Here is a 15,008-nt window from a genome sequence, read left to right on the forward strand (position 1 = left end):
GGTGTTCGATCGGCCCTGCCCCGCGCACCCAAGACCGCCGCCCCCGCACCGGGCAGTGGCCGGTGCGGGGGCGGCGGGTGGAGCGAGGAGAGGGGCAGCGGGGTCTTGGGCCCCTGCTCCTCGGGCTCGGGGGCTGTCCGTGCGGGTCAGCCCATCTCCTCCAGCGCCTTGCCCTTCGTCTCCTTGACGAACTTCAGGACGAACGGGATCGAGAGCGCGGCGAAGACCGTGTAGATGACGTAGGTGCCGGAGAGGTTCCAGTCGGCCAGCGACGGGAAGCTCGCGGTGATGGCCCAGTTGGCGATCCACTGCGCTGCGGCGGCCACACCCAGGGCGGCGGCGCGGATCTTGTTCGGGAACATCTCGCCGAGCATGACCCAGACCACCACCCCCCACGACAGGGCGAAGAAGAGGACGAACACATGGGCGGCGATCAGGGCGACCCAGCCCTGGGTGCTCGGAAGCTTGCCGTCGACGAGGTGGTACGAGAACGCCCAGGCCTCCAGCGCCAGGCCGACGGCCATACCGATCGAGCCGATGAGGGCGAGCGGCTTGCGGCCGACGCGGTCCACGAAGATCATCGCGATCACGGTGCCGATGATGTTGATGATCGACGTCGTGAAGGAGTAGAAGAACGAGTCCGTCGGGTCGACACCGACCGACTGCCACAGCGTCGAGGAGTAGTAGAACGCGACGTTGATGCCGACGAACTGCTGGAAGACCGACAGGCCGATGCCGACCCAGACGATCGGCTTGAAGAAGAAGCCGCCGCCGAGCAGGTCCTTGAAGGTGGACTTGTGCTCGCTGGTCATGGCGTGCTCGATCTCGGCGACGCGGGCGTCCAGGTCGACGTCCTTGCCCTCGACCTCGGCGAGGATCTCCTTGGCGCGCTCACGCTTGCCGACGGAGAGCAGGAAGCGCGGGGACTCGGGGATCGCGAAGGACAGCATGCCGTAGAGGACGGCCGGGATGACCATCACGCCGAGCATGACCTGCCAGGCCTCCAGGCCCATCAGGTGACCGCGCTGGTTGCCGCCGGCGGCGTTCAGCAGGCCCCAGTTGACCAGCTGGGAGATGGCGATGCCGACGACGATCGCGGCCTGCTGGAAGGAGCCGAGGCGGCCGCGGTAGGCGGGCGGGGCGACCTCGGCGATGTAGGCGGGGCCGATGACGGAGGCCATGCCGATGGCGAAACCGCCGACGACGCGCCAGACGGCGAAGTCCCACAGGGAGAAGGGGAGCGCGGAGCCGACGGCGCTGACGACGAACAGGAGCGCGGCGATCTGCATGACCCGGATACGGCCGATCCGGTCGGCTATGCGGCCGGCGGTCGCGGCGCCGACGGCGCAGCCGATCAGGGCGATCGCGATGACCTGGGCGAGGGCCGCGGAGCCGATGTCGTACTTGGTCCGGATGGCCTCGACCGCGCCGTTGATCACGGAGCTGTCGTAGCCGAAGAGGAAACCGCCCATGGCGGCAGCCGCCGCGATGAAGATGACGTGCCCGAGATGTTCGGGTTGGGCCGTCCTGGCTCCTGACTGAGGTGCCTGCGCTGTGCTGGTCACGTAAATCTCCTCGGGCCACGGCAACGCTGCCGGTGGGGGTAGAGCCCTTACAGGTGAGACCTGAAGGTAAAAGCAACGTTGCAGAGACTATGCCTTCAAGTTTCGAAGTCAATAGCCCAGCGGCTGTGAGATTTTCGATGCAGTGAAGCACTCGATGTTCACTTCTTGAACACCGAGTGAGTTGATCTTGAATGCCGGCGCTACCTGCGGCGCTAACGAAGGCGCTGGGAGATGACCTTGGAGACGCCGTCGCCCTGCATCGACACGCCGTAGAGCGCGTCGGCGACCTCCATCGTGCGCTTCTGGTGCGTGATCACGATCAGCTGCGAGGTCTCCTGCAGCTCCTGCATGATCCGGATCAGCCGCTGCAGGTTGGTGTCGTCCAGCGCCGCCTCGACCTCGTCCATGACATAGAACGGGCTCGGCCGGGCCTTGAAGATCGACACCAGCAGGGCCACGGCCGTCAGCGAGCGCTCGCCGCCCGACAGCAGGGAGAGCCGCTTGACCTTCTTGCCCGGCGGGCGCGCCTCGACGTCCACGCCGGTGGTGAGCATGTTGTCGGGATCGGTCAGCACGAGGCGGCCGTCACCGCCGGGGAACAGCCTGCTGAACACGCCCTCGAACTCGCGGGCGGTGTCCCGGTAGGCCTCGGTGAAGACCTGCTCGACGCGTTCGTCGACCTCCTTGACCACCTGGAGCAGGTCGGCCCGGGTCTTCTTCAGGTCCTCCAGCTGCTCGCTGAGGAACTTGTGCCGCTCCTCCAGCGCCGCGAACTCCTCCAGCGCCAGCGGATTGACCTTGCCGAGCTGCTGGTAGGCCCGCTCGGCGGCCTTGAGCCGGCGCTCCTGTTCGGCCCGGTGGAAGGGCTTGGGCTGGTTGCGCGGGTGCTCGGGGTCGTCCGGCAGCACCTCGCCCTCGGCGGGGGGCGAGGGCGGCACGAGCTGGTGCGGGCCGTACTCGGTCACCAGCCCCTCCGGCTCGACACCCAGCTCCTCCAGCGCCTTGGACTCCAGCTGCTCTATGCGCAGCCGCTTCTCTGCGCCGAGCACCTCGCCGCGGTGCACCGAGTCCGTCAACTTGTCGAGTTCGGCCTTCAGTTCCCGACCGGCGGTGCGCGCGGCGGTCAGCTCCTGCTCCCGCTGCGCCTTGGCGGCCTCGGCGGCGGTGCGTTCCTGCTCGGCGCGGGCGAGGGACACCTCGATGTGCGCGAGCAGCTGCCGGGCGCCGGAGGCGACGGCCTCCGCGACGGCCGCCTCGTGCCGCAGCCGGGCGCGGCGCTGCTCGGCACGCGCGCGTGCCTCACGTTCCGCGCGGGCGGCACGGTCGAGCGAGTCGGCCCGCCCGGCGAGCCCCTTCACCCGCTCCTCGTGTGTCCGGACCTGGAGCCGGGCCTCCATCTCGGTCTGCCGGGCGTTGGCGCCGTCGGCGGCGAGCCGGTCGCGCACGGAGGTATCCGGCTCCTCCTCGACCGGCATCTCCTCGGCGACCGCCAGCCGCTCGGCCAGCTCCTCGGCCTCCTGTACGGCCTTCTCCAGCGCCTCCTGCGCGCGTGCGGCGGCCGCGGCCGACCGCTCGGCCTCGCCTGCGGCACCCCGCGCCTGTCCGGCGAGCCGGCCGAGCTGCTGGGCGACGGCCGACTTCTCCCGGTCTGCCGCCCGGCGCCGCTCTGCGAGTTCTTCTACGAGGGTGGCGGCCTCGGTACGCCGCTCAGCCGCCGTTCGCTGCTCCTGGGTCAGCTCCTCGCAGCGCACCGCCAGCTCGGCCAGCTCGGCCGCGGCCTGGTCGACCGAGGCCTGCACCTCCAGCAGGCTGGGTGCGCCGGCGGAGCCGCCGTGTGCGAAGTGGGCGCCGAGGAGGTCGCCTTCGGCGGTGACGGCGGTCAGGTCCGGGTGCGTGCCGATGAGGTCCTCGGCGTCCTCCAGGGTGCCGACGACGACGATTCCCTGCAGGAGGCGGTGGACGGCGGGCATGAGGTCGGCGGGGCCGCGGACCAGGTCTGCGGCGAGGCGCCCACCGGCGGGTGCCACGGTCGGCGGTTCGGCGGCCGCGGGTTCGTCGTGGCTGGTCGCGCCCCGTGGCGGAGCCGCAGATCGATGCTGCCCCGCGCCCCCTTGGGGCGCGTCCGCCGCCAGCAACAGTGCCGCCCGGCCGCCGTCCTGCTTGCGGAGCATGCGGATCGCCTCGGCTGCCGCTGCCGGGGTCGATACGGCGATCGCGTCCGCTGCCGCGCCGAAGGCTGCGGCCAGGGGGATCTCGTAGCCCGGGGTGACCGTCAGCAGTTCCGCCGCCGGGCCCAGGACTCCGGTGAGGCGGTCTCGGGCGCCGAGGAGTGTGCCGGTGCCGTCCTTGCGGCGCAGGCCCAGTGCCAGCGCCTCATGGCGGGCCTGGGTCGCGGCGCGGGTGCGCTCGGTGGTGGTGAGGGCCTCGCGGGCCGCGCTCAGGGCGGCCTCGGCCTCGGCGAGCCGCCGTTTGGCCGCCTCGTGCTGTTCGGCCAGGTCCGCGTCGTCGGCGTCGAGGCCGTCCACCTCGGCCTGCAGGGCCTCGTACTCCTCCTGGGCGCGCACCGCGCGTTCCTGTGCCTCGTCGCGGGCCGTGGCCAGGCGGTCGATCTCGGCCTGGGCGGAGGCCGCGCGGGAGCGGGCCGCGTTGACCTGGCCGGACAGGCGGGCCAGGCCCTCGCGGCGGTCGGCGATGGCGCGGGCGACGTCCTTCAGCCGGCGTTCCTCGACGGCCAGCTCCCGCTCCAGTTCGGCGCGGTGGGCGACCGTGTCGTCGAGGGCGTGCTGGGCCGCCTCCAGGGCCGCCTCCAGCTCGGCCTCCTGCTCACGGATCCGGGCGGCCTCGCGCTCCAGGTCCTCGGGGTCACGGCCGCGCCGCTCGTCGGGGGGCGCGGACGTCGCGCTCTTCACGCGTGCGTCGGCCAGCGAGATCGTGCCGCGGACGCGTTCGGCCAGCTGGGACAGCTCGTACCAGGTCTGCTGGGCGCGCTGGAGGCGGGGCGTGAGCTGCCGTACCTCGTCCTCCAGGAGGCCCTCACGGTGCAGGGCCTTCTTCAGGTCCTGCTCGGCGGCCTCCTTGCGTTCCTTCAGGGCCGCCTCGTCCGCGATCTCGGCCTTCAGCGCCTCGCGGAGGCGTACGAGATCGTCGGCCAGCAGACGCAGGCGGGCGTCGCGCAGGTCCGCCTGGATGACGGCGGCCCGGCGGGCGACCGCCGCCTGGCGGCCCAGGGGCTTGAGCTGGCGGCGGAGTTCGTCCGTCAGGTCCTGCACGCGCGCGAGGTTGGCCTGCATCGCGTCCAGCTTGCGCAGCGCCTTCTCCTTGCGCTTGCGGTGCTTGAGGACGCCGGCCGCCTCCTCGATGAAGGCGCGGCGGCCCATCGGGTCGGCGTGCAGGACGGAGTCGAGCTGGCCCTGGCCGACGATGACGTGCATCTCCCGGCCGATACCGGAGTCGGAGAGGAGTTCCTGGATGTCCAGGAGGCGGCATGTGTCGCCGTTGATCTGGTACTCGCTGCCGCCGTTGCGGAACATGATCCGCGTGATGGTGACCTCGGCGTACTCGATGGGCAGCGCGCCGTCGGAGTTGTCGATGGTCAGGGACACCTCGGCGCGGCCCAGCGGCGGGCGGCCGGTGGTGCCGGCGAAGATGACGTCCTCCATCTTGCCGCCGCGCAGCGACTTGGCGCCCTGTTCGCCCATGACCCAGCTGAGCGCGTCCACGACATTGGACTTGCCCGAGCCGTTCGGGCCGACGACACACGTGATCCCCGGCTCGAACCGGAGCGTGGTCGCCGAGGCGAACGACTTGAACCCACGGAGGGTCAGGGCCTTGAGGTGCACGCCGCTGGACTCTACCGGGCGCCGCTATCTCACTCCACGAACACTCGCAACCCCACGGTTTCGCCATTGAACATGCAGGGCACACCGTACGTTAAAGACAGTGAAAGGATGCGCGGGGCAAGAAGGAAGGGACGCCGAAGCGTCCCTTGCAACTCTGACGGCCGGGTTGCGGTCGTCCGATCAACTGAGCGGTTGATTACGGCAGCCCGATCGCTGCGACTGCTGTCGTGGAGCGATGCAGTGATCAGGTGAGCGCAGGCTCCGCCTGGTGTGCGTCGATGCTCTCCATGATCCTGTCCTGAGAGGCGGCAGCCGTCAGCGCATCGTTCTCCGCCTGGATCCTTACGAGCTCGGACTCCAGGTCCTGGACGCGCTGCTGCAGCCGTCGCATCTCGGCGAGGAGTCGAGGGTCGGAGCCGCCGACGTAACCGAGAAGCGCCTTTGCCATGATGGATGGTCCTCCACAATGAGTGACCGACCGATGCGGTGTGGGTCGTGAGGGATTGCACCCGCGGTGCTTGGCACATCCGGGTGTTGCTCTGCTGTTGCTCCATGCCAAACAGCTAAGGTGCGCGGGGCTTTCAGCGTCTCACCAAAAAGTTTGACGGTCAACACGATCACGCCCTGTATTGGCGGGCAAACCGGGGCGCGCGGCCGGAAAAGCGGCGGCGCAGCGAGTCATCCGGGGCCCTCAGGGCGTGGCGATCAGCTCTTGCTGCGGAGCCTGCCATGCCGGGCCGTTCTTGGCAACCACCAGGTCGTTTCTGCTGTGCGCATGTGCCCCCGGCAGCTCCCCGTGCGCCGGCCTGCGCGCCTTTACAGAATCGGTTCAGCGGATGGCGAAGCCGTCGTACCCGCCGCGGGGTGTGTCCCAGATCTCGGTGACTCCGTCCACGTGTCCGGGCGTGTCGTCGCCCTGGAGCCAGTCCAGCAGCCCCTCGCAACCCTCGCGCGATCCCTCCGCGACGACCTGGACGCGACCGTCGGCCAAATTGAGAGCAAAACCACTCAGGCCCCCGATCTCCAGCGCCTTGGCACGCGTGAACCAGCGGAAACCCACACCTTGCACGCGTCCACGCACCCAGGCGATCAGTCGCACATCCTCGCTCATGGATGCAACCTAACCGGCCGATGTCGCTCGGTTCACATCGGCCGCCGACGGCATGCGGTACCGTCCCGACCCGATGTCTCATATGAAACTCACTCGATCGAGTGAGTTTGGTCGGCCAGGGGGAGTCACTCGCCGCGCAGGCGCCGGTCGACCGCGAGGACGAGGAAGGGGGCAAGGACATGGGACGCCACCGTCGCTCCACCGCCGGCCGCGCCGCCACGGGCCGGGCCACGGACGTCACCCACACCCACCACCCCCGCACCGGGACCGGCACCCCGCAGGACTCGATCAACGGTGAGCCCTGGCAGGACTCGTACGCGGGTGGCGGCCGGCGGGACTCGTACACGGGGGGCACCCCGCAGGACTCGTACGCAGGTGGCACCCTGCAGGGCTCATACGCGGGTGAGGCCTGGCTGGACTCGTACGCAGGTGGCACCCTGCAGGGCTCATACGCGGGTGAGGCCTGGCTGGACTCGTACGCAGGTGAGGTGGTCCGGCGGAACCCGGACGCAGGCGAGAACGTCTGGCAGGACTGGAACCCGGGTGAGAACGCCCGGCGCGAGCCGTACACCGCTGAGGACATCCGGCAAGACTGGAACCCGGGTGAGAACGCCCGGCGCGAGCCGTACACCGCTGAGGACATCCGGCAAGACTGGAACCCGGGTGAGAACGCCCGGCGCGAGCCGTACACCGCTGAGGACATCCGGCAAGACTGGAACCCAGGTGAGAACGCCCGGCGCGAGTACGCGGCTGAGATCGTCCGCCGCGAGCAGGCGCGGATCGTCCGGCGCGCACAGGCACCCCGGGGCATCGCGCCGTATCTCAACCCGGAGGCCTATACCCCGGCGACCGGTCTGCAGCCGCTGGCCCATGCGGATGCGACCGCCGAGGCGCAGGCCCATCTGTTCGCGGCGGAGGGCGGCGGCCCGGGCGGCTCCGGGGACGGTGGCTTCTCGCCGGCCGGCCGCGCCTCCTCCGGCCACCGGCACCGGAAGAAGGCCGCGCGGCCGGTGCCCTCGGGCCTGCTCGGGGTGTCCGCGGCCGTAGCTCTCGGTACCGCCGCGGTGGCCACCGGAGTGGTGCCGGGCCTGCAGAACTACCGGCTCGGCGGCGCCACGCACACCACCGGCGGCGAGCGGGTGCAGGCGGCGGACATGCCGAGCAACACGACCGCCGAGCAGGGCGGCACCTCGGGCAGCGCCGACACCCCCGAGGGCGGCGCCGGCCCGAACTCCGGGGGCTCGGCGTCCCCGAGCCCGTCCGCCTCCGCGTCGAAGGCGGCGACGGCGTCGGCATCGGCCTCGCCCAGGCCCGCCCCGTCGAAGACGGCGACCGGGAAGCCGACGCCCCGTGCGACGCCGGCCCGCAAGCCGAAGAGCACCCCGTCGCGTACGGCGTCCAAGGCACCGAAGACGCCCAAGGCACCGAAGACGAGTACTCCACCGGTGGCGGTGTCCACGGCGGACGCCGCCGAGGCGGAGGTGCTGAAGCTCGTCAACCAGGAGCGGGCGAAGGTCGGGTGCAGTCCGTTGACGGCGAACTCCTCGCTGACGAATCTCGCCCAGTCGTTCAGTAACGACATGGCGGCGCGGGACTTCTTCGACCACACCGACCCGGACGGCAGGACGCCGTGGGACCGGGCCGCGGCGGCGGGGATCACCGACCTCGGCGGCGAGAACATAGCCCGCGGCCAGGCCGGCGCGGCGGCCGTGATGGAGGCCTGGATGAACAGCCCCGGCCACCGCGCCAACATCCTGAACTGCGACTTCAAGACCCTGGGCGTCGGCGTCCACTTCGGCCCGGACGGGCCCTGGTGGACACAGGACTTCGGGTACTGAGAATCCCGCGGACAGCCTCTTCCACTGCCGGCCCACCGATCGCTAACCCGGATTGTCGACCCGGGTCAGCCCGGCGCCATCGGCCGCCGGAGGACCAACGAACAAGGTGGGCGAGTTGAGCAGGCACAACGCCACGCAGGAGCGGTGGTTCAAGCGGAACGCCGAGGCGGTGAGCCGATGGTCTGAGCGTTCGATATGTCTCGGCGCCTATGCCATGGGCATCCACCGCGTATACCAGCACGCCTTCATCCACGCCTCACTGTGGTTCGCCGCCGGCGTTGGCGGCACATTGATGTACATCGCTGACGCACGACAAGCGAAGCGCAACGCCCAGCGAGCGCGACAGCAGCAACTGCACAGGCTCGCCGAGCTGTTCCGCGAAGTCACCGCGCGGAAGAGCCTGAACCGTCACTGAGCCCTCAGGCCGCACGCCCCCGCGTGAACACCCGCGCCGTCTCGGTGACGCGGCGCCCCAGGTGCTCGGCCGTGGCGATGTCGGACTTGTGCACGGCGTCCGGGCCCTCGTCCACGTTGGTCTGGGCCGCAGCGCCCGCGAAGACACCGAGGCGGTTGAGGTCGTTCTCGGAGCCCGCGCTGTTGTTCCAGCCCGGGTGCAGTCCGAGGTTGATCCAGTTCATCCCGTGCTGCGCCGCGAGGATCTGGAAGAACTGCAGGGTGTGCAGCTTGTCGCCGCTCTTGGAACCGGAGTTGGTGAAGCCGGCGGCCAGCTTGTCCTTCCAGTCCTGGCCGAACCAGCGCTTGGAGGTGGCCTCGGCGAAGACGTGGAAGGCGCCGGAGGCGGTGCCCATGTAGGTGGGCGAGCCGAAGACGATCGCGTCGGAGCGGTCCAGCGTCTCCCACTGCTCGTCGGTGATCTCGTCCACCTTGATCAGGTGCACCTCGGCGCCCGCCTCGGCGGCACCGGCGCGGACGGCCTCCGCGAGAACGGCGGTGTGGCCGTAGCCGGAGTGGTAGGCGATGGAAACGACAGGGGTGGTCACGATGCGTACTCCTGAGATGGGCAGGTCAGTGATACTGATGAAAGGAAAGCACTAACCTTTGGAAAGTGCAACCTGCCGGTTAGCGCTGCGTTCGAGTACGCTAGAGGGATGGACACCACGCAGGAGCGCACCGAGGCGCAGGACCTTCCGTACAACGTGTTCGCCAAGGCCTGTCCCTCGCGCGGCACGCTGGAGCACGTCACGGGACGCTGGGGCGCGCTCACACTCGGCGCGCTGCACGAGGGCTCGCTGCGCTTCAACGAGCTGCGCCGCCGCGTGGACGGGGTGAGCGAGAAGATGCTGTCCCAGACGCTGCACGCGCTGGAGCGCGACGGCCTGGTGCACCGCGAGGCACAGCCGACCAACCCGCCGCGCGTCGACTACGAACTGACGCCCCTGGGCCATCAGGTGGCCGGGCGGCTGCTGGCGCTCATCCACTGCGTGGAGGACGCCATGGACGACGTCCTCGCGGCACGCGCGCGTTACGACGAGACGCGCGGCGCCCTCTGACACTTCGGGCAGAAGTAACTGGAGCGGTTCATCCAGGAACGGCGGCGGATCGGGGTGCCACACCGCCTGCAGGGCTCGCCCTCACGGCCGTACGCGTCCAGGGACCGGTCGAAGTAGCCGGACTCGCCGTTGACGTTGACGTACAGGCTGTCGAAGCTGGTGCCGCCGACCGCGAGGGCGGCGTTCATCACGTCCCGGATGTGGCCGAGGAGTTCGGTGGTGACCGGGCGGGTGAAGTTCGCCGTCGGGCGCTCGTAGTGGATACGGGCGCGCCACAGCGCCTCGTCCGCGTAGATGTTCCCGACGCCGCTGATCAGCGACTGGTCCAGCAGGGCCCGCTTGATGGTGCTCCGCTTGCGGCGCAGCGCCAGGTGGAACGCCTCGTCCTCGAACAGCTCGTCGAGGGGGTCGCGGGCGATGTGCGCGATGACGTCGGGCAGGCCGTCGGGGGTGTTGTCGTGCAACGACAGCCCGCCGAAGGTGCGTTGGTCGACGAAGCGGAGTTCCGTGCCGAGGGAGTCGGCGAACCGGATCCGGATGCGCAGGTGCCTCTCGTCCGGCGCCTCGTGCGGCTGCACCAGCAGCTGACCGCTCATACCGAGGTGGGCGAGCACGGACTGGTTGGTCTCCTCCAGCGGCAGCCACAGGTACTTGCCACGGCGGCTGGGCATGCCGATGTGGTGGCCCTTGAGCCGGTGCGTGAAGTCGTCGGGCCCCGCCAGGTGCCGGCGCACGGCGCGCGGGTGCAGCACCTCGGCCTCGGCGACGGTGCGGTGGGTGACCCAGCGCGCGAGGCCGCGCCGGACGACCTCGACCTCGGGCAACTCGGGCATCGGAACCCCCGTACGAAGCGGTGGACGAGCGGAGCGCCCACCCCCTCGGAACGGCGGGGCGGGCGCTCGGTACTGCTGTGGGTCAGGCGGGAGCGGACGACGGGTCGCCGTCCTTGGCGACGGCCTCCCCGGCAGCCGGGTCGCCGTCCTTGGCGACGGCCTCCTTGGCCGCCTTGACCGCCTCGGCGTCCGCGGCGGCCGCTTCCTTGGCCGCCTTGGCGCGCTCGTCCGCGGCGGCCTTGATGGCCCGCCAGGCGGACTCGGCGGCCTGCTGCTCCGCCTCCTTCTTGCTGCGGCCGGTGCCGGTGCCGTACGAGACGCCTCCGACGCGGGCGGCAGCAGTGAAGGTCTTCTCGTGGTCGGGACCGGTCTCCGTGACCAGGTACTCGGGCACGCCGAGTCCTTCGGTCGCGGTCAGCTCCTGGAGGGAGGTCTTCCAGTCCAGGCCGGCACCGAGGTTCGAGGACTTCTCGATCAGCGGGTCGAAGAGCCGGTGCACCAGCTCGGACGCCGAGTCGAGGCCCCGGTCGAGATAGACCGCGCCGATCACCGCTTCCAGGGTGTCGGCGAGGATGGACGCCTTGTCCCTGCCGCCCGTGCCCTCTTCACCACGGCCGAGCCGGATGAAGGAACCCAGGTCGAGGCCACGCCCGACCTCCGCCAGCGCACGCGAGTTGACCACCGCGGCCCGCAGCTTGGCCAGCTGGCCCTCGGGCAGGTCGGGGTGGGTGCGGTACAGCGTGTCCGTGACGACGAGACCGAGGACGGAGTCACCGAGGAACTCCAGCCGCTCGTTCGTCGGCAGACCGCCGTTCTCGTACGCGTAGGAACGGTGGGTGAGCGCGCGCACCAGAAGGGCGGACTCGACCTGGTAGCCGAGCCGCCCTTCCAGAAGCGTATGGGACGAGGCCTGGTTGTCCGCCTTCTTCTTGGCGGGTGCGTCCGCCTTGGCGTCTTCCGCCTTCTTGGGACTGGACACAGTGCCTCTCACCAGCCCACTCAGACTTCGAGGACCTGGCGCTTGTTGTAGGTGCCGCAAGACGGGCACGCGATGTGCTGCTGCTTGGGCTCGTGGCAGCGCTCGCACGCAACCAGGGTGGGGACCGCAGCCTTCCACTGCGACCGGCGGTGGCGCGTGTTGCTGCGCGACATCTTCCGCTTCGGAACAGCCACGGCTACTTCTCCTGCTTCTCGTCGACGCCCGCTTCGGCGCCGCTCATCTCGTCCTTCTCGCCGTCTTCGAGTGAACCGGCGAGTCCCTGCAAAGCCGCCCAACGGATGTCGACGGCGTCGTGGTGGTGGTCCGGGTCGTCCGCGAGCCGCGCTCCGCACTCGGAGCACAGGCCTGGGCAGTCTTCCTGGCACACCGGCTGCATCGGCAGTGCGAGCACCACCGCATCGCGCAGCAGAGGTTCGAGGTCGAAGAGTCCGTCCTCGAGGAAGTACCTGTCCTCGTCGTCCTCGGCGTCGTCGCCCGGTTCCGCGATCACACGGCCCCGGTCGTCGGCGTCAGGGTACGAGAACAGTTCCTGGAAGTCCGCTTCGAGCTCCAGCTCGACCGGCTCCAGACACCTTACGCACTCCCCCTCGGCCTGTGCACGGGCGGTGCCTGTGACGAGCACCCCTTCCATGACCGACTCAAGGCGGAGTTCGAGCTCCACCGGGGCGCCTTCCGGCACTCCGATGACTCCCTGGATGCCGAGATCCGCGGGAGCGTCGATCGTGCGGGTCAGGCGCTGCAGCGCGCCAGGACGCCGACCCAGCTCGTGCGTGTCGAACACGAGGGGGTTGCGGTGGTCGAGGCGGGCGTTGGAGGCCATTCCTGCTTTCGATCTTCGAGCTCGGAGGGCCGCCGCCCGTCGGTGTCGAGGGCAGCGGAGATCGCGGACGTACGCGCGACCGAAGAGCCAGGATACTGGACCTTTCGCTCTCGGCCCAATCCGGTGGTCGCGGGCGCTCGCGCCGCGCGTTCCGCGCCCTACAGTCCCCGGCCCTGCTCGTACGCTCTCAGCTGCTCCGCGCTGATCATGCTCGTGTCGAAGAGGCTGGTCTCATCGAGAGCGTAGCCCTGCTGGGGCTGCTGTTGCTGGTGGGACTGCTGGGGGTCGTAGGCGGGCTGCTGCTGGTCGTAGCCCTGGTATGCGTACGGGTCGGCCTGCTGGTAGCCGTACGGGTCCTGCTGGCCGTAGGCGGGCTGCTGCGGGAACCCGCCGTAGGGGTCGGGCTGCTGCTGGTCGTACGACGCGTAGGCCGGCTGCGGTTCGTACGACGGTTGCTGCTGCTGCGCGGGCTGGGCCGGGCGCTCGGCCGGGGCGTCCTGCTCGGCGAGGGCGGCGAGGTCGGCGAGGTAGTCGGCGTCGCTGGAGTGCTGGAACGTCGTGGTGTCGTCGGCGAGGGCGCCGAGGTCGTCCGTGGCGATCCGGCCGTGCAGTTTCTGCCGGCCGCGGCCGACGGCCTCCAGGGTCTTGGCGAGCACCGCCTCGAAGGCGCCCAGCTTGGCGTCGACGTACTGGTCGGCGTTGTGGCGCAGGGTCTCCGGGTCGTGGCTGCGCTCGGGGGCGTCCTCGTCCTCGTAGCCGTTCTCGTCCAGGCCGGGCCCGGTACCGAGGAGCTTCTCGCGGCCCCTGCCCACCGAACCGAGGGTCTTGGTGAGGACGACCTCGAAGTTGGCGAGCTTGGAGTCGACGTAGTCGTCGGCCTCGGCGCGGATCTCCTCGGCCTCCTTGCGGGCCTCGGCGAGAATCCGGTCGGCCTCGGCCTGGGAGCGGCGGGCGATCTCGGTGTCGGAGATCAGCGAGCCGCGCTCGGCGTGCGCGTTCGAGATGATCCGCTCGGCTTCCTGACGGGCCTGCTCGACCATCTGCTCGCGGTCGCCGATCAGCTCCTGCGCCTGCGCGAGGGAGCCGGGCAGCGCCTGGCGCACCTCTTCCAGCATCGCGAGCAGGTCGGCGCGGTTGACCACGCAGGACGCCGACATGGGCATGGAACGGGCGCCGGAGACCGCGGAGACGATCTCGTCGAGCTTCTTCTGCACGTCCACCTGTGCTCGCCACTCTCTACAGCCGGGATGGAGACGGACGGGACGACTGTAGTCCCATCGCTCCCATCAGACCTTGCGCAGGCGCTTGTTCAGGGCCTCCAGCACCGGGGCGGGCACCAGGTGGGAGACGTCGCCGCCCCAGGCCGCGACCTCCTTGACCAGGGAGGAGGACAGGAAGCTGTAGGTGGGGTTGGTGGGCACGAACAGCGTTTCGACGCCGGTGAGGCCGATGTTCATCTGGGCCATCTGCAGCTCGTAGTCGAAGTCGCTGACGGCGCGCAGGCCCTTGACGATGGCGGGGATGTCGCGCTGCTTGCAGAAGTCGACGAGCAGGCCGTGGAAGGCCTCGACCCGGACATTGGCGTAGTCGGCGGTGACCTCGCGGATCAGCTCGATCCGCTCCTCGATCTCGAACAGGCCCTTCTTGGACTTGTTGATCATCACCGCGACGTAGACCTCGTCGTACAGACGGGAGGCGCGGGCAATGATGTCGAGGTGTCCGTTGGTGATCGGGTCGAACGACCCGGGACAGACGGCGCGGCGCACTTGAGATCCCTCGCTCTCCGGTCCGGTCATCGTGCGTCTTCGCACGTAGAGGCGGCGCGACCGTACCAAAACGTTCCCTCGCCGTAGCGACGGGACCTGATCGCCTCGAAGCCGTCCGGCCACTGGAATGCGCCACCTCTGGTGCTGCGCTCCACGGTGACGAGAGCGTCCTTCGCGAGCCAGCCTCCCGAGCGGAGTGTGAGGAGAATCTCGCGAAGATCGTGATCTGTGACAACGTACGGGGGGTCGAGGAAGACGAGGTCGTACGGCTCGGCGGGGAGTGCGGTTCTGATGACTTGTTCCGCTTTGCCTGCCCGCACTTCGGCGCCGGGGAGGCCGAGGTTTGCGACGTTCTCGCGGACGGTTCTGGCCGCGCGGGCGTCGGCCTCGACGAGGAGCGTGTGGCTCGCGCCCCGGGAGAGGGCTTCGAGGCCTACGGCGCCCGAGCCGGCGTAGAGGTCCAGGACTCGCTCGCCGTCCAGGGGGCCGCCGAGGAGGGACTGCCAGGTGGAGAAGAGGCCCTCACGTGCGCGGTCGGAGGTGGGCCGGGTTCCGGTGCCGGGGGGTACTGCGAGGCGCCGTCCGCCGGCCCGGCCGGCGATCACGCGGGTCATGTGGGGTCCTTCTTCGTCGGCGGCTTTGGGGTCCATTGTGGCTGGTTGCGCCCGCGCGGCGGTAGCCGCATACGGAGGCGGTAGCCGCATATGGAGCACAGCCCCGCGCCC

15 protein-coding genes are annotated in these 15,008 nt (G+C 70.1%); 3 read left to right on the forward strand and 12 right to left on the reverse strand.

Annotated elements, in window-relative coordinates:
* Positions 1 to 146: 146 nt before the first annotated feature.
* From ACZ418_RS25620 to ACZ418_RS25635, 4 genes are all read right to left on the reverse strand, one after another.
* Positions 147 to 1,565 (reverse strand): sugar porter family MFS transporter, encoded by a 1,419-nt coding sequence (locus tag ACZ418_RS25620; RefSeq protein ID WP_468367020.1) that lies wholly within the window; start codon positions 1,563 to 1,565, stop codon positions 147 to 149.
* A gap of 212 nt (positions 1,566 to 1,777) precedes the next feature.
* A complete protein-coding gene (gene smc / locus ACZ418_RS25625; RefSeq protein WP_468367022.1) occupies positions 1,778 to 5,404 on the reverse strand; it encodes a chromosome segregation protein SMC in 3,627 nt (1,208 codons plus the stop codon).
* A 244-nt stretch (positions 5,405 to 5,648) separates the two neighbouring features.
* On the reverse strand, positions 5,649 to 5,852 hold the full coding sequence (locus ACZ418_RS25630; protein WP_023546484.1) for a hypothetical protein: 204 nt from the start codon (positions 5,850 to 5,852) through the stop codon (positions 5,649 to 5,651).
* A 381-nt stretch (positions 5,853 to 6,233) separates the two neighbouring features.
* A complete protein-coding gene (locus tag ACZ418_RS25635; protein ID WP_450980388.1) occupies positions 6,234 to 6,515 on the reverse strand; it encodes an acylphosphatase in 282 nt (93 codons plus the stop codon).
* Between the two features lie 755 nt (positions 6,516 to 7,270).
* On the opposite strand from ACZ418_RS25635, the gene ACZ418_RS25640 reads away from it, so the two are divergent.
* Entirely contained in the window at positions 7,271 to 8,353 is a 1,083-nt protein-coding gene (locus ACZ418_RS25640) for a CAP domain-containing protein (protein WP_468367414.1), read from the forward strand.
* A gap of 115 nt (positions 8,354 to 8,468) precedes the next feature.
* On the forward strand, positions 8,469 to 8,768 hold the full coding sequence (locus ACZ418_RS25645) for a hypothetical protein (protein ID WP_468367026.1): 300 nt from the start codon (positions 8,469 to 8,471) through the stop codon (positions 8,766 to 8,768).
* A 4-nt stretch (positions 8,769 to 8,772) separates the two neighbouring features.
* Here the strand turns inward: ACZ418_RS25645 and ACZ418_RS25650 are convergent, their stop codons facing one another.
* Positions 8,773 to 9,354, reverse strand: a complete 582-nt coding sequence (locus ACZ418_RS25650) for a flavodoxin family protein (RefSeq protein ID WP_323376971.1) — start codon at positions 9,352 to 9,354, stop codon at positions 8,773 to 8,775.
* Positions 9,355 to 9,462: 108 nt separating this feature from the next.
* Here ACZ418_RS25650 and ACZ418_RS25655 point away from each other — a divergent pair, with 108 nt between their 5' ends.
* Positions 9,463 to 9,864, forward strand: coding sequence for a winged helix-turn-helix transcriptional regulator (locus tag ACZ418_RS25655; RefSeq protein WP_468367029.1), 402 nt, complete (start codon positions 9,463 to 9,465; stop codon positions 9,862 to 9,864).
* Here the strand turns inward: ACZ418_RS25655 and mutM are convergent.
* The 7 genes from mutM to rsmD all read right to left on the reverse strand — a co-directional run bounded on the left by mutM (position 9,837) and on the right by rsmD (position 14,897).
* Positions 9,837 to 10,697: a bifunctional DNA-formamidopyrimidine glycosylase/DNA-(apurinic or apyrimidinic site) lyase gene (gene mutM / locus ACZ418_RS25660; RefSeq protein ID WP_468367032.1), complete on the reverse strand. Its 861-nt coding sequence runs from the start codon at positions 10,695 to 10,697 to the stop codon at positions 9,837 to 9,839. The two genes, ACZ418_RS25655 and mutM, sit on opposite strands and share 28 nt — an antisense overlap.
* A gap of 82 nt (positions 10,698 to 10,779) precedes the next feature.
* Complete coding sequence (gene rnc / locus ACZ418_RS25665; protein ID WP_468367034.1) at positions 10,780 to 11,688, reverse strand: ribonuclease III; 909 nt, start codon at positions 11,686 to 11,688, stop codon at positions 10,780 to 10,782.
* Between the two features lie 8 nt (positions 11,689 to 11,696).
* A complete protein-coding gene (gene rpmF, locus ACZ418_RS25670; protein WP_003951102.1) occupies positions 11,697 to 11,870 on the reverse strand; it encodes a 50S ribosomal protein L32 in 174 nt (57 codons plus the stop codon).
* Between the two features lie 2 nt (positions 11,871 to 11,872).
* On the reverse strand, positions 11,873 to 12,517 hold the full coding sequence (locus tag ACZ418_RS25675; RefSeq protein ID WP_450980394.1) for a YceD family protein: 645 nt from the start codon (positions 12,515 to 12,517) through the stop codon (positions 11,873 to 11,875).
* 158 nt (positions 12,518 to 12,675) lie between these two features.
* Positions 12,676 to 13,737 (reverse strand): ATP synthase F0 subunit B, encoded by a 1,062-nt coding sequence (locus ACZ418_RS25680; protein WP_468367037.1) that lies wholly within the window; start codon positions 13,735 to 13,737, stop codon positions 12,676 to 12,678.
* Positions 13,738 to 13,803: 66 nt separating this feature from the next.
* Positions 13,804 to 14,283 carry a pantetheine-phosphate adenylyltransferase gene (coaD, locus tag ACZ418_RS25685; protein WP_055704332.1) on the reverse strand — a complete coding sequence of 160 codons (480 nt, stop codon included), beginning with the start codon at positions 14,281 to 14,283 and terminating at the stop codon, positions 13,804 to 13,806.
* 26 nt (positions 14,284 to 14,309) lie between these two features.
* The gene (rsmD, locus tag ACZ418_RS25690; protein ID WP_468367038.1) at positions 14,310 to 14,897 is read right to left on the reverse strand and encodes a 16S rRNA (guanine(966)-N(2))-methyltransferase RsmD; all 588 of its coding nucleotides are present in this window, start codon (positions 14,895 to 14,897) and stop codon (positions 14,310 to 14,312) included.
* Positions 14,898 to 15,008: the final 111 nt, after the last annotated feature.

The organism is Streptomyces sp. NPDC030820 (assembly GCF_055572075.1).